This is a genomic window from Demequina sp. NBRC 110051 (genome assembly GCF_002090055.1).
GTDB lineage: Bacteria > Actinomycetota > Actinomycetes > Actinomycetales > Demequinaceae > Demequina.
The window spans coordinates 22,650-46,757 of the sequence record NZ_BBRH01000015.1; the positions used below are offsets into that span (position 1 = coordinate 22,650).

Annotated in this window: 18 protein-coding genes and 1 pseudogene; 7 read left to right on the forward strand and 12 right to left on the reverse strand. The window is 64.1% G+C overall.

The annotated features are described in order from the left end of the window. Positions 1-67: 67 nt before the first annotated feature. Positions 68-919 carry a dTDP-4-dehydrorhamnose reductase gene (gene rfbD / locus B7K20_RS09155; protein ID WP_371327883.1) on the reverse strand — a complete coding sequence of 284 codons (852 nt, stop codon included), beginning with the start codon at positions 917-919 and terminating at the stop codon, positions 68-70. A 68-nt stretch (positions 920-987) separates the two neighbouring features. Here rfbD and B7K20_RS09160 point away from each other — a divergent pair, with 68 nt between their 5' ends. The 4 genes and pseudogenes from B7K20_RS09160 to B7K20_RS09175 all read left to right on the forward strand — a co-directional run bounded on the left by B7K20_RS09160 (position 988) and on the right by B7K20_RS09175 (position 5,426). Next, on the forward strand, positions 988-1,599 hold the full coding sequence (locus B7K20_RS09160) for a dTDP-4-dehydrorhamnose 3,5-epimerase family protein (RefSeq protein ID WP_084102234.1): 612 nt from the start codon (positions 988-990) through the stop codon (positions 1,597-1,599). Then, the gene (gene rfbB / locus B7K20_RS09165; RefSeq protein ID WP_084102235.1) at positions 1,596-2,588 is read left to right on the forward strand and encodes a dTDP-glucose 4,6-dehydratase; all 993 of its coding nucleotides are present in this window, start codon (positions 1,596-1,598) and stop codon (positions 2,586-2,588) included. The genes B7K20_RS09160 and rfbB overlap by 4 nt, the downstream gene beginning before the upstream one ends. 9 nt (positions 2,589-2,597) lie before the next feature. Beyond that, the gene (gene rfbA / locus B7K20_RS09170) at positions 2,598-3,467 is read left to right on the forward strand and encodes a glucose-1-phosphate thymidylyltransferase RfbA (protein WP_084102236.1); all 870 of its coding nucleotides are present in this window, start codon (positions 2,598-2,600) and stop codon (positions 3,465-3,467) included. A gap of 784 nt (positions 3,468-4,251) precedes the next feature. Further along, positions 4,252-5,426 (forward strand): annotated as a pseudogene (locus B7K20_RS09175) (IS3 family transposase). A gap of 499 nt (positions 5,427-5,925) precedes the next feature. Here the strand turns inward: B7K20_RS09175 and B7K20_RS09180 are convergent. The 5 genes from B7K20_RS09180 to B7K20_RS09200 all read right to left on the reverse strand — a co-directional run bounded on the left by B7K20_RS09180 (position 5,926) and on the right by B7K20_RS09200 (position 15,297). Continuing rightward, positions 5,926-8,820, reverse strand: coding sequence for a rhamnan synthesis F family protein (locus B7K20_RS09180; protein WP_144018621.1), 2,895 nt, complete (start codon positions 8,818-8,820; stop codon positions 5,926-5,928). Next, positions 8,765-11,998, reverse strand: coding sequence for a CDP-glycerol glycerophosphotransferase family protein (locus B7K20_RS09185; RefSeq protein WP_159449377.1), 3,234 nt, complete (start codon positions 11,996-11,998; stop codon positions 8,765-8,767). Before B7K20_RS09185 ends, B7K20_RS09180 begins: the two co-directional genes overlap by 56 nt. A 236-nt stretch (positions 11,999-12,234) precedes the next feature. Beyond that, entirely contained in the window at positions 12,235-13,224 is a 990-nt protein-coding gene (locus tag B7K20_RS09190; protein ID WP_084102239.1) for a malate dehydrogenase, read from the reverse strand. Positions 13,225-13,310: 86 nt separating this feature from the next. After that, positions 13,311-14,528, reverse strand: coding sequence for an NADP-dependent isocitrate dehydrogenase (locus tag B7K20_RS09195; protein WP_084102240.1), 1,218 nt, complete (start codon positions 14,526-14,528; stop codon positions 13,311-13,313). A 112-nt stretch (positions 14,529-14,640) separates the two neighbouring features. Continuing rightward, on the reverse strand, positions 14,641-15,297 hold the full coding sequence (locus B7K20_RS09200; RefSeq protein WP_084102241.1) for a sulfotransferase family 2 domain-containing protein: 657 nt from the start codon (positions 15,295-15,297) through the stop codon (positions 14,641-14,643). A 94-nt stretch (positions 15,298-15,391) separates the two neighbouring features. On the opposite strand from B7K20_RS09200, the gene B7K20_RS09205 reads away from it, so the two are divergent. Together B7K20_RS09205 and B7K20_RS09210 are read left to right on the forward strand one after the other, a co-directional pair. Then, on the forward strand, positions 15,392-16,489 hold the full coding sequence (locus B7K20_RS09205; protein WP_084102242.1) for an acyltransferase: 1,098 nt from the start codon (positions 15,392-15,394) through the stop codon (positions 16,487-16,489). A 117-nt stretch (positions 16,490-16,606) separates the two neighbouring features. Then, complete coding sequence (locus tag B7K20_RS09210; RefSeq protein ID WP_084102243.1) at positions 16,607-17,473, forward strand: aquaporin; 867 nt, start codon at positions 16,607-16,609, stop codon at positions 17,471-17,473. An 88-nt stretch (positions 17,474-17,561) separates the two neighbouring features. Here the strand turns inward: B7K20_RS09210 and B7K20_RS09215 are convergent, their stop codons facing one another. Genes B7K20_RS09215 through purN form a run of 3 tightly spaced genes read right to left on the reverse strand, consistent with a single transcriptional unit; the run spans position 17,562 to position 20,095 of the window. Further along, positions 17,562-17,885, reverse strand: a complete 324-nt coding sequence (locus B7K20_RS09215) for a DUF3017 domain-containing protein (protein WP_084102244.1) — start codon at positions 17,883-17,885, stop codon at positions 17,562-17,564. Between the two features lie 6 nt (positions 17,886-17,891). Next, complete coding sequence (gene purH, locus B7K20_RS09220; RefSeq protein ID WP_084102245.1) at positions 17,892-19,448, reverse strand: bifunctional phosphoribosylaminoimidazolecarboxamide formyltransferase/IMP cyclohydrolase; 1,557 nt, start codon at positions 19,446-19,448, stop codon at positions 17,892-17,894. A 23-nt stretch (positions 19,449-19,471) separates the two neighbouring features. Then, positions 19,472-20,095 (reverse strand): phosphoribosylglycinamide formyltransferase, encoded by a 624-nt coding sequence (purN, locus tag B7K20_RS09225; RefSeq protein WP_255372764.1) that lies wholly within the window; start codon positions 20,093-20,095, stop codon positions 19,472-19,474. Positions 20,096-20,144: 49 nt separating this feature from the next. Between purN and B7K20_RS09230 the strand changes: the two genes are divergently transcribed. Further along, positions 20,145-20,573, forward strand: a complete 429-nt coding sequence (locus B7K20_RS09230) for a hypothetical protein (protein ID WP_084102246.1) — start codon at positions 20,145-20,147, stop codon at positions 20,571-20,573. On the opposite strand, the gene B7K20_RS09235 is transcribed toward B7K20_RS09230, so the two are convergent. The 3 genes from B7K20_RS09235 to sucC all read right to left on the reverse strand — a co-directional run bounded on the left by B7K20_RS09235 (position 20,557) and on the right by sucC (position 24,050). After that, positions 20,557-21,867: a DUF6350 family protein gene (locus B7K20_RS09235; RefSeq protein WP_084102247.1), complete on the reverse strand. Its 1,311-nt coding sequence runs from the start codon at positions 21,865-21,867 to the stop codon at positions 20,557-20,559. The two genes, B7K20_RS09230 and B7K20_RS09235, sit on opposite strands and share 17 nt — an antisense overlap. 126 nt (positions 21,868-21,993) lie before the next feature. Then, positions 21,994-22,872, reverse strand: a complete 879-nt coding sequence (gene sucD / locus B7K20_RS09240) for a succinate--CoA ligase subunit alpha (RefSeq protein ID WP_084102248.1) — start codon at positions 22,870-22,872, stop codon at positions 21,994-21,996. Positions 22,873-22,883: 11 nt separating this feature from the next. Further along, positions 22,884-24,050, reverse strand: coding sequence for an ADP-forming succinate--CoA ligase subunit beta (gene sucC, locus B7K20_RS09245; RefSeq protein WP_084102249.1), 1,167 nt, complete (start codon positions 24,048-24,050; stop codon positions 22,884-22,886). Positions 24,051-24,108 lie beyond the last annotated feature (58 nt).

The following is a 24,108-nucleotide window of genomic DNA, read 5'->3' on the forward strand; positions in this document are numbered from 1 at the left end:
GCGAGTCGCGGCGCGGCGCAGCCTGATTGCGCGGTGGTGGGCGCGTCAGCGCGGAACGCCCCCTGGCTCAACCGACAACCTCTTGTGCGGCAAGGAGCCAGCGGTCGCGCCAGTGTCCAATCGATTCCACTCCCGCACGGACCGTTGCGTCGTGGCCCAGAACAGACCAGGCGGGCCGCGGGGCGGGGCGAGGGAATGCATCGGTGGTCGTTGGCGTGAGCTCGGCCACCACGTCGGCACTCAAGAGCACGTCGCGAGCGAACTCGAACCACGTGCACGAGCCGCTCGACGTACCGTGGTACGTGCCTGCAGGCGCACCTGCGGCGATCAACCGCACAATCAGGTCCGCCAGATCCCGTGTCCATGTGGGCTGGCCCCGCTGATCGTCGACCACCGCAATGGCACCGCGGTCGGCCGCCACCTTGGCAATAGTCTTGGGGAAGCAGGCACCGTGCTCGCCGTAGAGCCACGCCGTACGCACGATCAACGCGTCGGCTCCGGATTCTCGGACCTGCCGCTCGCCACTCGCCTTCGTCATTCCGTACACGCTCACTGGCGCGATGGGGGCATCCTCACTGTAGGGCTCGGCAGCATCGCCAGCGAATACGTAATCCGTCGAGACATGCACCATGCGCGCACCGGCAGCAGCGCAAGCCCGGGCGACGACGCCCGCGGCATCCCCATTCAGTCGCTCGGCCGCCTCTTGGTCGGACTCGGCGGCATCGACCGCCGTGTAGGCCGCGCAGTTGACGACCACGTCCGCGTCGGCCACACCGCGCTCCACGGCCGCGCCATCCAAGATGTCCACGTCACCACGGCCCGCAGCAACGACGTCAGCACCTTGAGCACGCAATACCTCGACAAGATCCCGGCCCAACATCCCGTGGGCGCCGAGTACCAGCCATCGTGTGGGTCGCATTGCATTCATGGTGCAAGGGTAGCCAGCCACTCGGTAGGCTTGTCGCGCAATCTGAGACGGGAAAACGAGTGGAATTCACTGAACTGAGCATCCCCGGCGCCTGGAGCGTCACCACCAAGCACTTTGGCGATGATCGCGGGATATTCCTCGAATGGTTCAAGGACGCGCCCTTCGCTGCAGCCACCGGCCATGGACTTTCGCTGGCTCAGGCGAATTGTTCGGTCTCCGCTGCGGGCGTGCTCCGTGGCATCCACTACGCAGATGTACCCCCAGGTCAGGCGAAATTCGTGACCTGTGCGCGTGGCGCCGTGCTTGACGTCGTCGTGGATCTACGGGTCGGGTCCCCTACCTTCGGACAGTGGGACTCGGTCCTGCTCGACGACGTCGACCGCCGGGCCATCTACCTCTCCGAGGGACTCGGCCACGGATTCCTCTCACTCGAGGACAACTCAACCGTCATGTACTTGTGTTCGACGCCGTACGCGCCTGAGCGTGAGCATGAAGTGCACCCGCTCGATCCCGAAGTGGGCATCGCCTGGCCGACAGTGGGCCGCGACGGCACGCCGCTGGAGTTCGAACTGTCACCCAAGGACACCGCGGCGCCGACGTTGGCAACGGCCCTCGAAAATGACCTGCTGCCGACGTATGAAGCAGCACAGAACTGGAGGAACTCGCTGTGAAGGTTCTCGTCACCGGCGGTGCCGGTTTCATTGGCGCAAACTTCGTGCGACGGACCATCGCGACGCGACCTGACACAGACGTCACGGTGCTCGATGCCCTGACCTACGCAGGCAATGCGGCGTCGCTGCCGTCAGACGAGCGCGTCACTCTGGTGAAGGGCGACATCGCTGACGCTGACACCGTCGATGAGCTCGTCCGTACGACCGATGTCGTCGTTCACTTCGCTGCAGAGAGCCACAACGACAATTCTCTGCACGACCCATGGCCCTTCGTACAGACGAATGTCATCGGGACGTACACCATCCTCGAGGCGTGCCGGCGCCACGGCGTTCGGCTCCACCACATTTCGACCGACGAGGTCTACGGCGACCTTGAGCTCGACGACCCCGCGAAGTTCACGCCCGCGACGCCGTACAACCCTTCGTCCCCGTACTCGTCGACCAAGGCGTCGTCCGACCTGCTTGTACGCGCGTGGGTCCGGTCATTCGGCCTTGAGGCGACAATCTCGAACTGCTCGAACAACTACGGACCGTTCCAGCATGTCGAGAAGTTCATCCCGCGCCAGATCACCAACATCATCGACGGCGTGCGTCCCAAGCTCTACGGCGCTGGCCTTAACGTTCGCGACTGGATTCACGTCGATGACCACAACGACGCTGTGTGGTCCATCATCGACGGAGGTCGGATCGGCGAGACCTACCTCATCGGCGCCGATGGCGAAGTCGACAACAAGACAGTCGTCGAGACGATCCTTGCAGAGATGGGGTTTGAGCCCGATGCCTACGATCACGTGAGTGACCGGCCGGGCCACGACCTCCGGTACGCCATCGACGCCTCGCGAACCCGCGACGAACTTGGCTGGGAACCGACGTACATCGACTTCGCATCCGGACTGCGCGCGACAATCGCGTGGTACCGCGACAACGAGCCGTGGTGGCGAGCCCAGAAGCACGCCACCGAGCTCAAGTACGAGCAGTTGGGACGGTAGGGACAACCCATGAAAGGCATCATTCTCGCTGGCGGGTCCGGCACGCGGCTCCACCCCATCACGATGGGCGTCTCAAAGCAGCTCGTATCGGTATACGACAAGCCGATGATCTACTACCCGCTGTCGACACTCATGCTCGCCGGGATTCGCGACGTGCTCGTGATCACGACGCCGCACGATGCACCACAGTTCGAGCGCCTCCTCGGCGACGGATCACAGTTTGGGATCGACATTTCCTACGCTGTGCAGGCGGAGCCCAACGGACTGGCCCAAGCTTTCGTGATCGGCGCCGATTTCATCGGCGAAGAGCCCGTTGCGCTCGTCCTGGGCGACAACATCTTCTACGGGCCAGGCCTTGGTACGCAGTTGGCGCGGTTCGACCACATCGAAGGCGCCGCGGTGTTTGCCTACCGCGTGGCGGACCCGACAGCGTACGGCGTCGTGGAGTTTGACGCGGACGGTCGCGCGCTGAGCCTCGAGGAGAAGCCATCAGCGCCGCGGTCGAACTATGCAATCCCTGGTCTCTACTTCTACGACAACGACGTGGTCGACATCGCGCGGAACCTCGAGCCCTCCGCTCGTGGAGAGTACGAGATCACCGACGTCAACCGGGCGTACCTCGAGCGAGGCGACCTCCAAGTCGAGGTGCTGCCTCGCGGTACCGCGTGGCTCGACACCGGTACGTTTGACTCGCTCCTTGAAGCAGGCAACTTCGTTCAGTCAGTCCAACATCGTCAGGGACTCTCTATCGGATCACCCGAAGAGATCGCCTGGCGCAAGGGCTGGCTCTCAGACGAGGCCCTACGTGCCAGAGCTGCTGCCCTTGCCAAGTCAGGGTACGGGTTGTATCTCGCCTCGTTGCTAGAACACCGTTCGTAGCGCAAACGACGCTCCGCGGTCCCGGCGTCGCAGAGTCCCGGCGGGTTCTTGCGCGTATCGGCCTTGCAGCACCTGACCGATCAGCCCGCTCGCGCCCGCACGTCGATTCGCCCATCCCAAGGCCGATTGCACCTGACTTGGCTTCTGGCCGCGGAGCCATGAATGTGTTTACGTAGTGGCCTTGGCCCCGAAGCCTGTACCAGCGGTGTAGAAGTGCGGGGACCGCTGTTGATGATGATCACCGCTGAGCCCGGCAAGAACGGTCGTGGTGAGGAGATTCCGGATCTCCTCACCAGGGCACGCCCGGGCGCTACGGACGTCACGGGGGCGAGCGGGTCGGCAGGCGCGCCTCGGCCTGACGACAGCCATCAAACTCGAGACCGCAATCGTGAACCAAGAGGATGCCATCGACGCCAATCCAGCCCGGTGACCACGCTCGAGGCACAGCGGACATCGCCACCCACATGCGCAATAACCTGTCGCAACACCTATCGAGATCCGGCTCCACGAACGCGCAGCGGCATGACGGCACTTTCGCGACGAACAATCGCACGCGTGCGGCCAGAGTGTACGGAACTTGTTAGCCTCATTGAAGCGCCCTGGGTTTGATCGAGATTCTGGCGTGTCCCGGTATTGACGTAGTCGGGCGGGTTGGAGTTCTCATGCCACGGCAATGATGCGGTTGCGGGGTCTGCCGCACTGACTGGTGACATCTTGACCTGACCCACGGTTTCGTTACCAGTGGCAGTGTGTCGTTCAGGCTCTATCGCTAGGAGTCCGAACCATGCCGAAGCCCTACCCTGCAGAGTTCCGTCAGCGAGCTGTCGCGCTCGTGCGTGCCGGCAAGCCCGTCACCGTCGTCGCCCCAAGCCTGGGCATCAGCGAAGGGTGCTTGCGCAACTGGGTGCGCCAGGATCGAATCGATCATGGCGAGATCGCCGGGACGACGACGATCGAGAATGCCGAGCTGAAGGCCGCCCGCAAACGCATCCGCGAACTCGAACGCGAAGTGGAGATCCTGCGAGTCGCGGGCAAGCTCCTGGGAGAGGACAAGCCCCACTTAAAAGAGTCCCCCCGGTGATCGACGTCCTCGTCGCCGCCGGACACCCGGTCCTGACCTGCTGCCGCATCCTGGGCGTCTCCAAGCCCGGCTACTACCGTTACAAGCATCGCCCGACCTCCCCGACAACGATGCGCCGAGAATGGCTCACCGGGCTCATCCGCGAGGTTCACATCGCTTCCCGCGGCACGTACGGCTACCGCAGGGTTCACGCCGAACTGACGATAGGGATGGACGTCTCAGTCAGCTCCAGACTCGTGTTCACGTTGATGCACGACGCAGGCCTCTACGGGCTACCAGGACCGACACGGATCAAGCGGCTGCGAGGCGTCGTGACCGCCGACGACCTCGTGAACCGGAAGTTCCACCGGATGAAGCCCAACGAGCTGTGGGTCACCGACATCACGCAACACAGGACGCGGGAGGGCTGGCTGTACTGCTGCTGCGTCCTGGACGCCTTCAGCCGCAAGATCGTGGGCTGGTCCATCGACTCCAGTGCCGACACCCGCCTCGTGCTCAACGCCCTCGACATGGCTATCAAGACCCGCAATCCCGCGCCCGGAGGCGTCGTCCACGCCGACCACGGAACTCAATTCACGTCCTGGGCCTTCGGCAACCGCATACGCCAGGCCGGCCTCATGCCCTCGTTCGGCACCGTCGGCGACGGCCTCGACAACGCGATGATGGAATCGTTCTGGTCCTCGATGCAGATCGAACTGCTCGACCGTCAACGATGGAACACCAGAGTCGAGCTCGCCAACGCGATCTTCGAGTACATCGAGGTCTGGCACAACCGTGCTCGACGTCACTCATCGATCGGATATCTCACGCCCGTCGACTTCGAACTACAGTCAGAAACGCACACCATCCCCGCCCGTGCGGCACACCTGATCCGGTAACCAAACCGTGGGTCAGGTCACGACTGTCACCTATTGGTGCGGCAGACCCCCCCTGCGCGAGCAAGTCGAGCACTAGAAGTCAAAGCTCGCTTAGATAGCCTGGTCGTCCCATCGGAGCCTCCCTCTATCAAGCACCAGACTCCAACAATTTCTACCCCGTCAAACCCGGGACAAACCAGAGCCTCCAAGAAACCCAGGGCGCTTCACATCGTCAGCACACCGGGGTTGCGACACGAGTCGGGAGCCCGCCCCGCGGGAGGCTCGGGTTCACACCTACACGGGAGTGTTCTTTCTGAGCCTGGTGCCAAGCCAACTGGGTATGCTCGAAGATTCGGCTAGCCCAGTGCAGGGAACAGGCCCGCGGCATGAGCGCCAACCCGGTCTCCATAGCGCTCGACAATCCGAGTCTTCACACGAGGCAACCGCTGTGATTCGCTAGACGGACATTAACCCCGCGGTGATATCGGGGTGAGCAACTCTTCATTGCCGTACCGACAAATCATGCGCTCCGCTCGCTGAAGGGCATGCCAACACCATGAACTTCCGTGAGGTCTCTAATCCTCTCGCGGACTCGTTCAGCACTGCGTCCGTCGACGTGCTCGTGATGGAGGCTGCGCATGAGTTCGTATTTCGGTCCCACGCCGTGGGACAGGGCGGATTCCAACGCCTCCGGTATTGCCGAGATGGAGTGCACCAGATCTCCGAAAAACGCGAACGAAGACTCTGGGCTAGATCCGCTGAGCGCTGCGTTGGACGCATGGTGAGAGAGGTGTACGACGACCGGCCTGCCCGTGAGCAGGAAGTCGGTGAGGACGCCATAATGATCGCTCACCAGAACCGCGGCGGAGCGAAGCAGGACTTCCAGGTGGGCGTAGTGCGAACTAGATAGATCGAGCACGTGCTCATCAGACAGAAGTCCAAGTATCGGATGGCGCTTCGAAGAGTCCGCAAGCCTCAAGCCAAGGACGAACTCGTTCTCGCCTAGCCATCGGGCAACCTCTGCGAGTTCCTCCGCAGATGACGTCAGGAAGGCGGCGGGCGGCACGGCCCCAACCATCAGTACTAGTTGCCTACCTCCAAGAGACCGCCTAAGGTTCTCCGCTTCTGCAGTCAGGTCGTCGGGGAGCTGGTCGTCTGCCGCGACAAGAAAATCGTTCTTCGGAAGGCCCGTATTCCAGACTTGGTGGAACGTGAGGGGATAGTGAGTCGTCGGCGTCGCGACAGCATCCAACCTCGAGGAACTCACCACTGCGCGGATTTCTTGCCGCTCACGCGGACTCGGCGAACGCATTGCTTGAGACAAGGCCTCCGCAGCGGGAAGCGAAGTTCCTAAATCCACGATGTTATGCAGGGCTCCTGAAACCGGGAATCCGAGCTCCGCGTGCAGGTCACCATTGCTGAGAATGGTGCCTGCTTGTAGGGCACTGGCCTGCGCTTCGACACTGGATACCTCCGACGTCCGTACGTTAACCCCGCCAAGCTCAAGTACTTCTCCGCGCGTAACTACGTGTTTGAGGATAGTGCTGTCGTCTTTCACGGCCTCGAAGATCGCCCTAGCGCTCCCCGTGAACGCACCCGACACCGGGTCTGCGGTAAATACCCATAGTTCGGCAACCTTGGCAACGCGCCAATCCAAGCGACGAAACTCTTCGGTCGATACTAGGCTCTCCGGTGGATCGACCTCGCTAGCAGAACGCTCTCCTGCGAGGTCACTGTGTAGGGCCTGCCGCAACTCATCCGCCGGCACCACCCTCTGCAGATTTCGTTCGAACTGATCAACGTTCGCGTTTGGCACCTTCGCAAGAACGCGACTCTTCCAGTTAGCCAAATTCTCGAGCAAGAAGGGGTTCGCCGACAATAGGTTGCGCTTGAGCAGCGGAAAACCCTGATCAAGAAGGCGAAAATACCATCCGGAGTACAGCGGATGGAACGGATACACGTCCTCCACGAAAGCGCCGAACGGGTGCCCATGGGCAACGAGCCAACGACTAAGTCCAATTTCGTACTTGAGGATCACCCTAAGTTTGGTCGCCTGACGGGTGATTCCGCCGAGGAATGCCTGGAACTCTCGGTCAGCTATAACCGGACGCCGATATGCAACGAAATACGAAGACACATGTAGGTAGTCCAACTGTCTCGGATGCACCTGGTCAAGCAGGACGCCAATAGATTCATGGCTAATCGGTTCGCGGTGCGGGTCGCGCGCGGTGTGCTTCCGTGTCGAAGCCTGGAGGCCCCACCAGTCGCACGCACGGGAATCCATCTGTGAGAAGACTTCATCAAGCGGGCGCAACAAGTAACACGAGTCGTTGACCAGCAGCATCTCATCGTAAGTCTCTAGACGCTCCCAGCCGACGCGTTCGGCAAGACGCTTGTACGATCCAAAGTCGTACTCACCGTGACGGTCGGCCCATGCCTCCACAGTAATATCGGCCAGCTTCTCCAACTCAGATTCCGGCATGTCCGAGTCTGCCAAGTAGTAGACGTCGGCGAAGCGCGACAACTCCTTCACGTAGTCGATCACATAGTCGTCGACCACGCCATCGGCGTCATAAGCAGCAAACAAGCACACCCTGCGCACCGGCTGACCTTCAGCGAAACGATGGCCCGTGCCCCACTGTCGTGACGGGAATCGTGGCGGGCGTGTGGACAGCCCTCGCCCCTTACCTTCCGCCACGTAATGCGCCAAAGGCATCACAGTGTCTTGCGCGAGATCCAAGTGCTTTGCCCAATACCACCATGTGTCGAACCGCGGAGATGGATTGCGCAAATCCTTCCACCCATACTGCACGTAATGCGCCAAAGGATTCATCGCGCGAGTATCGGGATGGTGGCGCCGATAATACTTCGTGTCGAACATCGGCGAAGGATCGAGACCCAACGCAGCACCCGTCGAAACGTAATGGGACACCGCATCGACACCATCAGGCAGCGCCTCAACCTGCCGGAGATAAAACTCTTCATCAAACACTCGTGAAGCGGCGATTATTTCAGCGGCGCTCAACCGTCGCAAACTGAGATTGCCATGAATAGTTGAATACCACTCGCGATCGTCAATGGCAGGTACATCAGCCACGACAAACTTCACCGAAACGCGGCGATACTGGGACTCACTCGAATCAGATGCAACAAAAAGGTCTACCAGTTCTCCGCGAAAAATCGAGAGGCGAGACGCCTCTACTATCGCGATCGCATGGTCGCTTTTTGCGCTGAGTTCAAAAGCCAGTTCAACTCTTGACTGACGCCCGCGAGCGACCAGTTTGGTGTCGTCCCGTTCTAACCATCGAAGCTTGACTTGCCACGACTGAACATCGCGCCCTATCGCAACAGCCTCTGGGTTACGCAACGCGCTCTCCCCTCCACTTGCCCAGTCCTCGAACTCGGGCCAATTCACCTATCCGTGCTACCACTCGCGACGCAGCATTAGCGTCCCCGTATTCGTGAAACAACGCGCGCTTGTACTCGTACGCCAGATCAATCTGGCCAGCTATTGCGCCTTCAAGAGCAAGTGTCAGTTGACCAAAATCTTCCGCAATCATTCCGGGGAAAACGGTGCGGAGGTCGTAGAAGCCGCCCCGCTCAAGTTCATAGGAATCGAGGTCGAATGCGAAACTAATAGCCGGCTTATTGGTGAGCATGAAATCAATAAACGTGCTTGAGTAGTCGGTCACCAGGACGTCTGCAACTCGGTACAGCATCTCGGGATGCACAATGTTATCGTCCGAAAGGTCGATCACCGGCAAATCACGGAGTTGAGTCCAATATGTGCGCGCCGAATCGGCCATGTGCTCGCGCACTCCCAGCACCAAGTCGTTGGAGCGTAGCCAGCGATCCAACCAGGCTAGTTCCGTGGCGCTGAACCGGTAATACGCGTCATCCTGAGCATTGCGAAAAGTCGGCATGAAAAGCACGACCCTACGTCCTGCTGCCAGTCGTCGAATTTCGGCAAGCTCGTCAATCATATCTGCGGGGAGGCGCGATTCATCCTGAAGAATGAAGTCGTTACGAGGAAGTCCCGTAGTCCAGATCTGACCGATAGTCAATGGATGAAACGATGCGGCCATCGCCAATGAATCCGTTTGAGACGAAGCGATTACCGCTCGATACTGTGAATGCTCGTTGGCGGCCCATGCAAGTTGGTGCTTAAAGTCCTCAGAAGCATAGGCGATCCTTTTGAAAGGTATACCGTGCCATACCTGGATAATGTTGTGCAGCTCTGGGGACACGGGGTAGATGACATTGGCACTTATAGAGTGCTTGATCAGGATGACACCTGCTCGCATGAGCAAGTGCTGACCTTCAGGGCTCTCAAGCCGTGCCACTGTGACATTAGCCCCATCGGCCACGACCTCTTTCGACCGCGTTAGAACGATTTTGCGTATCGACGGGTCGTCTTTCACCTGTTCAAAAATAGCGCGCTCGTTGCCGGAGAAGTTCTCCGTAAAAGCGCACACCGGAAAAACCCACCAGTTCGCATGCTTCGGCGCACGAATCTCAGCAAGCCTGAACTCCGCCGGCGACAAAATGCGCTGGGGTACCGGGGCATCATCTATCCCTTGTTCGGTACCAATCATCAGCGTCTCATTTAGTTGCTCCTCCGTAGTGGTCCGAGAAAGGTGCCGTTGGATCTGGTCAACATTAGCGCTCGGAGCAAACTCGAGGATCCGCTTCTTCCATTCGACGAGTCGTGGTACTTGGTAGTGGTTGACGGCAAGGAGGTACCGCTTGAGGAGAGGGAATCCTTCTCTAAGAAGCTCAAAGTACCACTGGCTGAAGACCGGATGAAATGGGTAGAGACTCTGCACGAATGTATCAAAGGGATGGCCTTGCTGGATCAACCAGCGCGTAAGTCCGAACTCGTACTTTCTAATCACTCGCGCTTTGCTGCCTTCACGCGAAACAGCATTCAGATATTTTTGAAACTCCGGATTCCTAATAACAGGATTTCGGTAGGCGAGGAAATATGAAGCGACATGAAAGTCATATCTAGGTTCCGCCTCGAACTGGTCCACCAAAGAATCACGGACCGTGTCCATTGGGACCGGATCGCGGAATAGCGCCTCGGCCGCAGCTCTATTCGCTGCTATGCCCTTGGTCGCCTGGAGGCCCCACCAGTCGCACGCACGGGAATCCATCTGTGAGAAGACTTCATCAAGCGGGCGCAACAAGTAACACGAGTCGTTGACCAGCAGCATCTCATCGTAAGTCTCTAGACGCTCCCAGCCGACGCGTTCGGCAAGACGCTTGTACGATCCAAAGTCGTACTCACCGTGACGGTCGGCCCATGCCTCCACAGTAATATCGGCCAGCTTCTCCAACTCAGATTCCGGCATGTCCGAGTCTGCCAAGTAGTAGACGTCGGCGAAGCGCGACAACTCCCTCACGTAGTCGATCACATAGTCGTCGACCACGCCATCGGCGTCATAAGCAGCAAACAAGCACACCCTGCGCACCGGCTGACCTTCAGCGAAACGATGGCCCGTGCCCCACTGTCGTGACGGGAATCGTGGCGGGCGTGTGGACAGCCCTCGCCCCTTACCTTCCGCCACGTAATGCGCCAAAGGCATCACAGTGTCTTGCGCGAGATCCAAGTGCTTTGCCCAATACCACCATGTGTCGAACCGCGGAGATGGATTGCGCAAATCCTTCCACCCATACTGCACGTAATGCGCCAAAGGATTCATCGCGCGAGTATCGGGATGGTGGCGCCGATAATACTTCGTGTCGAACATCGGCGAAGGATCGAGACCCAACGCAGCACCCGTCGAAACGTAATGGGACACCGCATCGACACCATCAGGCAGCGCCTCAACCTGCCGGAGATAAAACTCTTCATCAAACAGACCCGAAGCTGTAATCGACTCGACGGCAGTCGCGCGCCTCAGGGACACGACTTTCCGACTGTCACGCACTAGCCAGCGCCAGTCTCCATTGTCGACCGCTTCGAAAAGCCGGAGATCGTCGCATCCGATGCCAACACGGACGGTAGTTCGTGGATCAAGGCTGGTTTCCGCCATTAGGTCGACGGTGCGTTCCGCTATTGAAGCAAGGTCATCATCCTCGAGGAGTACAATTGCGTCACCCTGCACTTCACTTTCGAACACGACGCCCGTATTCCAACCGCGCGCAATTATTCGCTTAGGTGCTGGACCACTCGGCCGCGCCTTGAATGCGACTTCTGTCCTTCCTTGCGTACGGTGAAGGTGTGCGATGACCTGATGGGCTTCAGCAGGTCGCAAATCTCCCGAAATGCGCACGCTCAGGTCGTGCTGCGAAGTCCGATACCACTCCAACTGACGGCCCGAAACTGCACGGAACAGAGCCCCGTGGGTGGCAGAACGTGCGCTGACGCGAGCTCGGTACGAAGTCTTCTCGGGCCCAGCGCCTTCCAGTGAGAAGTCGATGACGCGTGCACCAAGCGAATGCAGCAGTTCCAAAGGGAGGTCAACACGTAGTGTCGATCCAATGATCTCGCCATCGACGGCGATTTCATTGCCTGTGCCACGCCCAACCAAGATTAGGCGAGCGGTTGATATCCCGCCGTCAGGAGGCATGTGAACCGTGAGGGTCACGAAGTCACGCCCGCGGTCGATTCTCGCGATCTCATACGGGGTTGCGGTATCGTTCTTCCGCTTCAGGCCCCACGTAGCGCGAGCAACAACGCCTCTATTGAGTCGGCGACCCACTCGCCGAACGGCCTTCTTCATCACAAGTGCGCTCCAGTTCAAAGATCGGAAGAGGGGCGCCCCAAGAATACGGGACCAGAACTACCGGCAGCGCCCCTCCGCTGGCCGGTAGCCCGTGCGTGCTACAACAGCCCCAAATCCTTCACAGCGTCGCGCTCTTCGACGAGCTCGGCGACCGAGGCATCGATCTTCTCGCGAGCGCTGGCGTCGGTCGACAGACCCTGAACGATCTCCCACTTCCCGCTACGGGAAATGGCAGGGAACGACGACACGAGACCCTCGGGAACTTCGTAGGAGCCGTCAGAGGGCATCGCCACCGACGTCCAGTCGCCCTCGGGAGTGCCGTGGACCCAGTCGCGCACGTGGTCGATCGCGGCGTTGGCGGCAGAAGCCGCCGAGGACGCGCCACGCGCCTCGATGATGGCGGCGCCGCGCTTGGCGACGGTCGGCACAAACGTGTCGGCCACCCATGCATCGTCCGCGATGACCTCGGTCGCCGCGCGGCCACCGATGGTCGCGTGCGCCACGTCGGGGTACTGTAGCGCGGAGTGGTTGCCCCAGATCGCCACCTTCTTCACGTCCGCGACGGTGGTGCCAGTCTTCGCGGCAAGCTGAGCGAGGGCGCGGTTGTGGTCCAGGCGCATCATGGCGTTGAAGCGCTCAGCGGGCACGTCCGGCGCGTGCGCGGAGGCGATGAGCGCGTTCGTGTTCGCGGGGTTGCCCACCACGAGGATGCGCACGTCGTCCGCGGCACCGGCGTTAATCGCCGCGCCCTGGGGGCCAAAGATGCCACCGTTAGCGGCCAGGAGGTCCCCGCGCTCCATGCCGGCGCCGCGGGGGCGGGCACCGACGAGCAGGCCGACGTTGACGCCGTCGAAGGCCTTCTCAGCGTCGTCGTAGATGTCGACGCCCGCGAGCAGCGGGAAGGCGCAGTCGTCGAGCTCCATGGCGGTGCCCTCGGCAGCCTTCACACCCTGGGGGATCTCAAGCAGGTTGAGTTTGACGGGCGTGTCCGGCCCGAGCATCTGCCCAGAGGCGATGCGGAACAGCAGCGCGTAGCCAATCTGGCCTGCCGCGCCGGTGACGGTAACGGTAACGGGGGTGGTGCTCACGTCGGTGTGGCTCCTTGTCTGGGGTGGGGACGAAAGGTGGGAACTGCAAAGAGGGCCCGCAGGCGGTCGGCCTGCGGGCCCTGCGATTAGGCCAGGCGCGCGGAGAGGTTCTCGTCGAGCGTGGCGAGGAAGGCTTCGGTGGTCTGCCACTCCTGGTCGGGGCCGACGAGGAGGGCGAGGTCCTTGGTCATCTTGCCGGACTCGACGGACTTGATGACCACGTCCTCGAGGGTCTCGGCGAAGCCGGTGACCTCGGGGGTGCCGTCCAGCTTGCCGCGGTGCTTGAGGCCGCCGGTCCACGCGAAGATCGAGGCGATCGGGTTGGTGGAGGTGGGCTTGCCCTGCTGGTGCTGGCGGTAGTGGCGGGTCACGGTGCCGTGAGCGGCCTCGGCCTCGACAGTCTTGCCGTCGGGCGTCATGAGCACGGAGGTCATGAGGCCCAGCGAGCCGAAGCCCTGCGCGACGGTGTCGGACTGGACGTCGCCGTCGTAGTTCTTGCAGGCCCAGACGTAGCCGCCCTCCCACTTCATCGCGGAGGCGACCATGTCGTCAATCAGGCGGTGCTCGTAGGTCAGGCCCTTGGCCTCGAAGAGCGCCTTGAACTCGGTGTCGAAGATGTGCTGGAAGATGTCCTTGAACGCGCCATCGTAGGCCTTCAGGATCGTGTTCTTCGTCGACATGTACACGGGGTAGTCGCGCAGCAGACCGTATGAGAAGGACGCGCGCGCGAAGTCCTCGATGGACTTGTTGAAGTTGTACATACCCATCGCGACGCCACCGTCGGGGCCGTAGTTCGCGACCACGTGCTCGATGGGAGCGGAGCCGTCCTCCGGCGTGAAGGTCACGGTGAGCTGGCCAGCGCCGGGCACCTTGAAGTTGGTGGCCTTGTACTGGTCGCCGTGGGCGTGACGGCCGATGATGATCGGCTTAGTCCAGCCGGGCACCAGGCGCGGGATGTTCGAGATGATGATGGGCTCGCGGAACACCACGCCGCCAAGAATGTTGCGGATGGTGCCGTTGGGCGACACCCACATCTTCTTAAGACCAAATTCCTCCACGCGCGCCTCGTCCGGCGTGATGGTGGCGCACTTCACGCCCACGTTGTGCTTCTTGATAGCGTTGGCCGCGTCGATGGTGATCTGGTCATCGGTGGTGTCACGCGACTCGATGCCGAGGTCGTAGTACTCGAGGTCCACGTCCAGGTAGGGGTGGATCAGGCGGTCCTTGATGAACTGCCAGATGATTCGCGTCATTTCGTCGCCGTCGAGCTCGACGACCTTGCCTTCGACCTTGATTTTCGCCATTGATGTGCCTCTCTGAACGGCTAGAGTTCGGTACGCGCTAGAGCCTAGACCACCGAGTAGTCGCAGTGGACAAGGACATTGAGGGGCCCGGGGATATAGCCAACTTGGTGCTTCAAGTCTCGGCAGCGGAACTGTCAGGCGGGACATAGGCGAAGCGCTCGTAATCGTCGCGATAGAACTCGGCGACAGCCTTGCGGACGACACTAGAGATTGCGACGTCGCGACCCGAGACACCCGTTGAAGCTGTCGAGTTCTGTTCCCAGGGAAGAACTACTGGCACATCGATGCCGGTGACGTCTCGGATCCGACACATTCCAACGTTGAGTCCATCCTCAAATCGCAAGGTATGCATACCGGGAAGCAGGAAGTCCACCTGTGGGCGAATGTGGTTGTCGTACGCGAACGGGCTTTCACGTGCCGCCGCCAACACTGATGTGATCCACAAAGCGAAAGCCTCTGGGGACGTGTCGACCTCTGACTTTCCCCAGTGGCGCCATACGTACTCCGAAGTAAGACGCGCCAACGGCTCCCGCACGAAACCAAAAACCGCGTCGATGCGATCGAGCCGAAACGTATTGGAGAGTCGGGACGCTTCCATGTGCTGGGGGCTGGAGTGCAGGTAGTAGTTGAGCAAACCAGGCGCCGCATGCCGGTCGAGAAAGTCGACATGCCAGCCATGCTCGGCAAACGCGTCCTCGATGGACGTGCCGCCAGTCTTGGGGATGTGCACGAAGAGCACTGCGACATTGTCCCGGCGAAACAGCGGCATAACGTGCCTCACACAGGTAGGTATCGGGGAGCAGATTCCGCACCCAGGCTAGTCCATACAGAAACCTTGCCCAGTCCGCACGTAGCATTCGCGCATGCCCTCCGCACGCAATGCCAGGATCGAGGCGCTGCGCATCGTGGCGATGCTCGGCATCGTCGCCCACCACTATGTGGTGCACGGTGGAGTCCAAGACCACACGCAGTCGGGATCCTCCGCGCTCTTCCTCGCGGCGTTCGGCAGCTACGGCAAGTGGGGCGTCGACCTCTTCGTGCTCGTCAGCGCCTACTTCTTTGACCGGCGCCCCGCCCGCGGCAAGTCGTTGTCCTCCGTGTACTCCCAGGTCCTGCCCGCCTCGTGGCTGATCGTGATCGCCGCAGCAGCGGCGGGGATGACCGTCAGTGGCGCCGACATCCGCGAGGCCATCTTCCCCGTCCTCTTCGACGAGTACTGGTTCGTCACGACGTTCATCATTCTGGTCCTCATCGCGCCATACCTGTCACTGCTGCTCGACCACCTCACCGTCCGTCAGCAACAGCGCCTCCTGCTCGCCGGGTTCGTCCTGTGGAGCGTCCTCACGCTCCTTGACCGCGTCAACAATGACCTGTCGGACCTCGCGTGGTTCGCGTACCTGTTCCTCCTCGGCGCGTATATCCGCCGTCACCCCATCCACGGTGACGCGCGCGCGTGGGCGACCACGGCATCGGCCGCCATGGTCTTGCTCGCCGCCGTGCCGACCCTGCTGGTGGGCGTGGGTGTCGCGCGCGGGGCCACCCCCGGCGACCTCGGCTGGCTGATGGATACCTACGCCGCACAGCAGTCTCCCTTTGCCCTCGCCGCGGCGGCCGCGATCCTCATCTGGGCCATCAAGGCCCGTCCGTGGCACTCGCGAGCGGTCAACTACTGGGCCTCGGCCGCCTTTGGCGTCTACCTCATCCACGACAACCCGCTGGTCCGGCGCGTGCTGTGGCGCGACCTTGTCGACACCACCTCTGCGGCGGGCCAATGGTGGCTCCCGCTCCACGCGGCGGCGGCCACGCTCGCCGTGTACGTCGCCTGCTCGCTCATCATCTTCGCGCTCCAGCCCACCGCGTTCAGGGCCGTGCACGTCGTCACCGAGGCTGTCCGTACCCGCGTCCAGGCACGCCTGAGCCGCGGCACCGAGCCCAATAACGCAGACCAAGCCACCTCATAATTCCCTGAGAATGTCGCCGCGCCAGCACTCGCCGCGCGCGCGGACGTGCCACGATGCCTGTGTGCGCGTACAGCGCGATGCGCGCCCCGCGCAGTCCCTTAACGAAAGGTGCAGGTGATGACGGAGAGCCGTCCGGAGGACGTGACCCCCGAGCTCGACACGACCGATGAGGTCGTCGAGGAGCAGTTCGAGGCCGACGAGTGGGTCGAGGACACCTCGGGCCCCAGCCTCGTGGCCCGCATGTGTGCCGAGGCAGGCGGCACGTTCATCCTGGTCCTCATGGGCGTGGGCGCCGCGCTGTTCTCGTCCGTCATGGGCTGGGGCCTGCTGGCCGTCGCCTTCGGCTTCGCGCTCGGCGTCATGATCGCCGCGCTGATCTTTGGCCGCATCTCGGGCGCCCACCTGAACCCCGCCGTGACCGTCGGCGTGTGGCTGGGAGGCCGCTTCCCCGGCCGTGACGTCGCGCCGTACATCATCTCGCAGGTCATCGGCGCGATCGCCGGCGCGGGCCTGTTCGCCTTCCTGGTCTCGACCAACGAGCTCTACGACCAGCTGGGCACCACGCGTGAGTTCATCGGCACCGCCTCCAACGGCTACGGCGAGCACTCCCCCACGCAGTTCGACTGGCTGCCCGCCGGCATCGTCGAGATCATCATCGCCGCGCTGCTCGTCGCCGTGGTGCTGTCCGTGACCTCGGTCCTCAACAAGGCCGGCGCCGCCGCCGCGCCGTTCGGCATCGGCCTCACCGTCGGCTTCCTGGTCCTCATCGCCATCCCGTTCACCAACGGCGCCCTGAACCCCGCCCGTGCCACCGGAACCGCGGTGTTCTCCGACGGCTGGGCGCTCGAGCAGCTGTGGCTGTTCTGGGTCGCACCGCTCATCGGCGCCGCGATCGCCGGCCTCCTGTTCCGCGCCTTCGGGCCCGAAGAGGACCTCATCATCGTCGAGCGCGTCGAGGAGACCGTCGTCGTCATCGAGGACTAAGCCCTCAGCTCGCGCGAAAGCCCCCGACCGTGAGGTCGGGGGCTTTCGTCGTTGACGAGCGGCCGATGCCGCGGCTGGGTTGGCGCCGTCAGTCCAGCGGCGTGGTGAGGCCAAGGTACGCGAGCGCGACGCCGAAGGCGATCATCAGCGCCACGTCGATCGCGCGCCGGCGCACCGAGAACGCCGTGCCGGGCGGCAACGACATGCGCACGGCCGCCGCACCAAGCGAGGCTCCCGCGAGCAGCAGCGTTCCCGCCTGAGCGTCGACGAGGGCACCGAAGGCGACACACGCCGCGACGAGGACCACCGCGATGATCGCGGTGCGCCGTCCCGTCTGCGGGGTGTTGTCCCGCGCGACGGGATGCTCACCCGTCACCGTCGGCGCCTCGGCCCCCTCGTCGTGATGAGACATGTCCGCTTAGTGGAAGAAGTGCCTGGTACCGGTGTGGTACAGGGTGATCCCGGCCTTCTGGGCGGCGGCGATCACCTCGCTGTCACGCACCGAGCCGCCGGGCGAGACCACAGCCTTCACACCCGCGTCGATCAGCACCTGGAGGCCGTCGGCGAAGGGGAAGAACGCATCCGAAGCCGCCACCGAGCCCTGCGCCCGCTCTTCGCCCGCGCGCGACACGGCGAGCCCGCACGAGTCCACGCGGTTGACCTGACCCATGCCGATGCCCACGGCGGCGCCGTCCTTGGCCAGCAGGATCGCGTTGGACTTCACGGCGCGGCACGCACGCCAGGCGAAGTCGAGGTCGGCCAGAGTCGCCTCGTCGGCGGCCTCGCCCGCGACCAGCTCCCACGTGTCGGCGGGGTCGCCGGGGGCGTCGATCGCGTCGGCGCGCTGCACCAGCAGGCCACCGGTGATGCGGCGCCACTCGGCGACCTGCGCACGCGGCTCGACCTCGAGCAGGCGGATGTTCTTCTTGGCCTGCAGCACCTCGGCGGCGCCGTCCTCGAAGCCGGGGGCCACGACGACTTCGGTGAAGATGTCCTTGATCTGCTCGGCGGCCTCGACCGAGATGGGCCGGTTGGCGGCGATCACGCCGCCGAACGCGGAGACGGGGTCAGTGGCGTGGGCCTTCGCGTGCGCCTGGGCGATGGTCTCGCCCACCGCGATGCCGCACGGGTTGGCGTGCTTGATGACGGCCACCGCGGCGCCCTCGAAGTCGTAGGCGGCGCGCAGCGCGGCGTCGGCGTCCACGTAGTTGTTGAAGCTCATCTCCTTGCCGTGGAGCTGGCGCGCCTGCGCGAGCCCTCCGCTGACCGACGGGTCCGTGTAAACCGCCGCGGCCTGGTGCGGGTTCTCGCCATAGCGCAGCGACGCGGAGCGGTCGAAGGACGCGGCGACCCACTGGGGCAGCTCGGCGCCTTCCTCAGGCGCGATGACTGAGGTCATCCAGGACGCCACGGCGATGTCGTAGTCCGCGGTGTGGCGGAACGCCGCGGCCGCGAGCGCCTGACGCTCGGCGAGGGTGAACCCGCCGCCCGCGACGGACTCGAGCACCGACTCATAGCGCGCGGGGTCCACGACGACGGCCACGGACGGGTGGTTCTTCGCCGCGGCGCGCACCATGGAGGGCCCGCCGATGTCGATCTGCTCGATGACGTCATCCTGCGCGGCGCCCGAGGCGACCGTCTGCGTGAACGGGTAGAGGTTCACGACCACCAGGTCGAAGGGCTCCACGCCCAGCTCCTCGAGCTGAGAGCGGTGCGACTCCAGGCGGCGGTCGGCGAGGATGCCGGCGTGCACGCGCGGGTGCAGGGTCTTGACGCGTCCGTCGAGGCACTCGGGGAAGCCCGTGAGCTCCTCCACGCGGGTCACGCCGACGCCGGCGTCGGCGATCCGCGACGCGGTCGAGCCGGTGGAGACGATCTCGACACCCGCGGCGGCGAGGCCCCGTGCCAGGTCCTCGATCCCCGTCTTGTCGTATACCGAGATCAGTGCCCGTGCCACTGCCTGCCGCTCGCCCATGCCGTGCCTTTCGTAAAGTGTGATCACGCGCCGATGCGCGCGCGACGTCCGTTAACCGTCCACCCGTCGCGCGCCATCCGCCCGACCGTCTCGGCCACCAAGGCGCGTTCCGCGATCTTGATGCGCTCGTGGAGGGTCTCCTCCGTGTCATCATCCCAGACCTCGACGGTGTGCTGCGCGAGAATCGGCCCCGTATCGACGCCAGCGTCGACCAGCATGACCGTGCACCCCGTGACCTTGACGCCGTGCGCGAGGGCGTCCCTCACCCCGTGCGCGCCAGGGAACGATGGCAGCAGCGCGGGATGGGTGTTGACGATCCGGCCCTCGAAACGCTCGAGCGTGGGGGCGCCGATGATGCGCATGAACCCCAAACACAGGACGAGGTCGGGAGAAAAGCCGGCCACGGCATCGGCCAGCCCCTCGTCCCACGCCGCCCGGTCTGCGAAATCCTTGGGGGAGACGACTACGGAGGCCACGCCGGCATCGGCCGCAATCTCGAGGGCCCCGACACCGGGCTTGTCGGTAATCACGCCGACCACTTCCGCACCATAGGCCTCGTCGCTCGCGGCCTTGAGGACCGCGCGCATGGTCGAGCCTGCGCCCGAGGCGAGCACGACGAGACGGGTGGTGGCGCGCCGGTTTGTCACGGGGCGAGCCTATCGGCATGCTGGGGTCACCATCGATCCCAGGAGCACCGTGCCCGACACCGACACCCCCACGCCGACGATGCCCGCCGCGGCACGCCGCTACTCCATGATCTTCATGGTGCTGCTGGGGATCACGCTGCTGCTGTATCTATTCTCGATCCCGCTCGCGTACGGCATGCTGCTGACCGGCCCCGCCGCCGCGATCGTGGGCCTCAGGGCGCTGTGGGTCACGCGCAAGGACAAGGCGATCGGCTACTTCCGCCTCTCGATGACCTTCGGGATCATCGTGGCCGGCTTCATGACCGTCACCGCGCTGAGCCTGGTGGTCTTCCACGACATCGTCACCGAGCTGTCCGACTGCATGGACCGCGCCCTCACCCGCAGCGCCGTCGAGCAGTGCGAGGCGGACTACCAGGATTCGCTGAACGGCCTGGTCGAGGACCTGTACGACCGTTTCGGGGTTACGACGGGGTCGTAACAGCGGCCGATGCGTCGGCTGCCTTCTCGTCTGCGTGTGGCTGGGCGGCGCTCGCCTTAGGGTCGCTCGCCTTGGAACCGGTCGGCGCCACGTCGGCTCGGCCCGCGCGCCAGCGGCTGACGCCGTCTCTGGCGGCGATCACGCCCGTCACGAGCAGGTAGCCGGCGAGGACCAGGCCGCACCATGCGGTCGCGGCGGGGACGAGGGCCGGCCCCACGGACTCGGAGAGGCGACCGGGGCCGATCGCGCCGGTGGCGAACGCAAGGAGCGCGACGGCGCTGACGGCGACCACGGCGAGGGCGATGGCGTCGGCCTTCGCCTCGTCCCAGGTGAGGGCGCCGCGCCGGCGGCTCAGCACCCGCACCACCGCGGCGATGGCGAGCAGCGCGACGGGCGCCCACACCAGGAAGCCGCCGGCGTCGACGGGCAGGGCGCCCAGGAGCGGCACCTGCGGGAGGGCGCCGGTGGCGACGGCCTCGGGGGCATAGGAGCTTCCGGTGCCCACAGAGAACCCGAAGCCCGTGAACCAACTGAGCATCCACACCACGAGCGTCGGGGCATAGGCGAGCTCGCCGATCGCGAGGACCAGGCCGCCCACCCCGTCCACTCCCAGGGCGGTCGCGCTGGCCGCGATGGCGTCGCGGCCCAGGACGGCGAAGGTCGCGGCGGCGACAGCGGCGGCGGCGAGGCTCCACGCGACGGTGGCCGCGCCTCGCCTGGCGCCCGACCAGACCCAGGCGGGAAGCTGCTCCGCCCAGCTAAAAGTCGCGCCGTGAGCGCGCCAGATCCCGAGCGCTGCAGCGGGCCCGGCGACGAGGGCCGCGACGGTGCACGCGCGCACAATAAGGCTGCCGCCGTCGGGACGGCCCGACAGCGCTACGGACGCGATGACGCCGACCACCGCGACGTAGCTCGCGACAGCGAGGCCCCAGCTCATCCACGATCGGGTGGCGAAGCGGCGCGCGAGGGCCGCGGTGGTGATGCCGGACAGAAGCGTGAGTCCCAGCGGCAACAGCGTGATGGTGCCGATGCTCGTGATGGCCGGAACCCCGTGAGCCATGAGGAACACCGTGGTCGCGACGGTGAAGGCCGATCCCCACGGAATGCCGTCGATGGTGGTGGGGCCGGGGTCCGCGGCGATGACCGCGAGCGCGAGGATGGTCACCGCGATGTACGGGCCGAGCGCGCCTTGGAGCCCCGTGAGTACTCCCCCGACCCAACCCGGGTAGCCCGCGAACCAGCCCTTGACCGCCTTCGCGGCCGTGCGCACGGGATGGGAGGGCAGGCGCGACATGCCTCTATGGTCGCCGCTGCCGGGCCGATTCGGTGGACCGGCACGCATGACAGCGCCCCAGGAGTCGTCCAGTGCCCGGTTTCGCGCGAAAGCGGGCACCCCGTGGCTCCTGGGGCGCTGCGGTGACTACTTGGTGAGGATGGCCCGCATCAGCTCGGCGGTCTCGGTGGGGGTCTTGCCCACCTTGACGCCGGCGGCCTCGAGGGCCTCCTTCTTGGCCTGCGCGGTGCCCGCGGAGCCCGAGACGATGGCGCCGGCGTGGCCCATCGTCTTGCCCTCGGGAGCCTCAAAGCCCGCGACGTAGCCGACGACCGGCTTGGTGACGTGCTCCTTGATGTAGGCCGCGGCACGCTCCTCGGCGTCGCCGCCGATTTCGCCGATCATCACGATCGCGTCGGTGTCGGGGTCGTTCTCGAACGCCTCAAGGCAGTCGATGTGAGTGGTGCCGATGATGGGGTCACCGCCGATGCCCACAGCCGTCGAGAAGCCCAGGTCGCGCAGCTCGAACATCATCTGGTAGGTCAGCGTGCCCGACTTCGACACCAAGCCGATGCGGCCGGGGCCGGTGATGTTCGCGGGCGTGATGCCCACATTCGACTCGCCCGGCGTGATGAGGCCGGGGCAGTTGGGGCCAATCAGCCTCACGCCCTTGGACTGCGCGTAGGCGAAGAACTCGGCGGTGTCCGCGACGGGCACGCCCTCGGTGATGATGACGGCCAGGCCGATGCCCGCGTCGACCGCCTCGATGACGGCCGCCTTGGTAAAGGCGGGCGGCACGAACAGCACGGTGACGTCGGCGCCGGTCTCAGCCATCGCATCGGCCACCGATCCAAACACGGGGATCTCGGTGCCGTCGAAGTCGACGGACGTGCCGGCCTTGCGGGGGTTCACGCCGCCCACGATGGTCGTGCCGGAGGCGAGCATGCGCGCGGTGTGCTTGGAGCCCTCCGCGCCGGTCATGCCCTGGACGATGACCTTGGAGTCCTTGTTGATGAAGATCGACATGTGAGGCTCCCTTACGCGTTGGCCAGCTCGGCGGCCTTGGCCGCGGCGCCGTCCATGGTGTCGACGATGGTCACGAGCGGGTGGTTCGCGGCCGCGAGGATCTCGCGGCCCTCGTCCACCGAGTTGCCGTCCAGGCGCACCACGAGCGGCTTGGTGGCCGCGTCGCCGAGCGTCTCGAGCGCGCCCACAATGCCGTTGGCAACCTCGATGCAGCTGGTGATGCCGCCGAAGACGTTGACGAACACCGACTTCACCTGCGGGTCGTTGAGGATGACGTCCAGGCCGTTGGCCATGACCGCGGCGGACGCGCCGCCGCCGATGTCGAGGAAGTTGGCGGGCTTGACGCCGCCGTGGGACTCGCCCGCGTAGGCGACCACGTCGAGGGTCGACATGACCAGGCCGGCGCCGTTGCCGATGATGCCCACGGAGCCGTCGAGCTTCACGTAGTTGAGGTTCAGCGCCTTCGCCTTGGCCTCGAGCGGGTCGGCCGCGGCCTTGTCCTCGAGGGCCTCGTGGTCCTCGTGACGGAAGCCGGCGTTCTCGTCGAGCGTGACCTTGCCGTCAAGGGCGATGATCGCGCCGTCCTCGGTGCGCACCAGGGGGTTCACCTCGACGAGCGTGGCGTCCTCGTTCTTGTAGACGTCCCACAGCTTGACGATGACCTCGGCGACGGGAGCCTTGAGGTCCTCGGGGAAGTTCGCGGTGTCGACAATCTCGGCGGCCTTGGCGGCGTCGATGCCGACCAGGGGGTCCACGGCCACGCGGGCGAGAGCCTCGGGACGCTCGACGGCGAGCTGCTCGATCTCCATGCCACCCTCGACCGAGCACATCGCGAGGTAGCGACGCTGCGCGCGGTCCAGCAGGACGGAGAAGTAGAACTCCTCCGCGATGGCCGCGCCGGCCGCGATCATCACGCGGTGCACGGTGTGGCCCTTGATGTCCATGCCGAGGATCTGCTGGGCGGCCTCTTCGGCCTCCTGCGGCGAGCGGGCGAGCTTCACACCGCCGGCCTTGCCACGTCCTCCGGTCTTCACCTGGGCCTTGACGACAACGACGCCGCCACCCAGCTTCTCGGCGGCGGCCTTGGCCTCCGCGGGGGTCTCGGCGACGATGCCGGGCAACACGGGGACTCCGTGCTTCTCGAACATGTCGCGAGCCTGGTACTCGTACAGGTCCATGTGCGTCCTTGCTGTCGTGAAAGGCCGCGCGGGTCTCGCGCGCCAGTACGTGGGGGTC

What these genes read in the sequence shown, in the direction of transcription:
- B7K20_RS09235 (WP_084102247.1), bottom strand. Translation starts at nt 21,867, where the DNA reads ATGTCGCGCCTGCCCTCCCATCCCGTGCGCACGGCCGCGAAGGCGGTC.
- purH (WP_084102245.1), bottom strand. Translation starts at nt 19,448, where the DNA reads ATGGGCGAGCGGCAGGCAGTGGCACGGGCACTGATCTCGGTATACGAC.
- B7K20_RS09200 (WP_084102241.1), bottom strand. Translation starts at nt 15,297, where the DNA reads ATGCCGCTGTTTCGCCGGGACAATGTCGCAGTGCTCTTCGTGCACATC.
- rfbD (WP_371327883.1), bottom strand. Translation starts at nt 919, where the DNA reads ATGCGACCCACACGATGGCTGGTACTCGGCGCCCACGGGATGTTGGGC.
- sucD (WP_084102248.1), bottom strand. Translation starts at nt 22,872, where the DNA reads ATGTCGATCTTCATCAACAAGGACTCCAAGGTCATCGTCCAGGGCATG.
- rfbA (WP_084102236.1), top strand. Translation starts at nt 2,598, where the DNA reads ATGAAAGGCATCATTCTCGCTGGCGGGTCCGGCACGCGGCTCCACCCC.
- sucC (WP_084102249.1), bottom strand. Translation starts at nt 24,050, where the DNA reads ATGGACCTGTACGAGTACCAGGCTCGCGACATGTTCGAGAAGCACGGA.
- B7K20_RS09205 (WP_084102242.1), top strand. Translation starts at nt 15,392, where the DNA reads ATGCCCTCCGCACGCAATGCCAGGATCGAGGCGCTGCGCATCGTGGCG.
- B7K20_RS09195 (WP_084102240.1), bottom strand. Translation starts at nt 14,528, where the DNA reads ATGGCGAAAATCAAGGTCGAAGGCAAGGTCGTCGAGCTCGACGGCGAC.
- B7K20_RS09210 (WP_084102243.1), top strand. Translation starts at nt 16,607, where the DNA reads ATGACGGAGAGCCGTCCGGAGGACGTGACCCCCGAGCTCGACACGACC.
- B7K20_RS09215 (WP_084102244.1), bottom strand. Translation starts at nt 17,885, where the DNA reads ATGTCTCATCACGACGAGGGGGCCGAGGCGCCGACGGTGACGGGTGAG.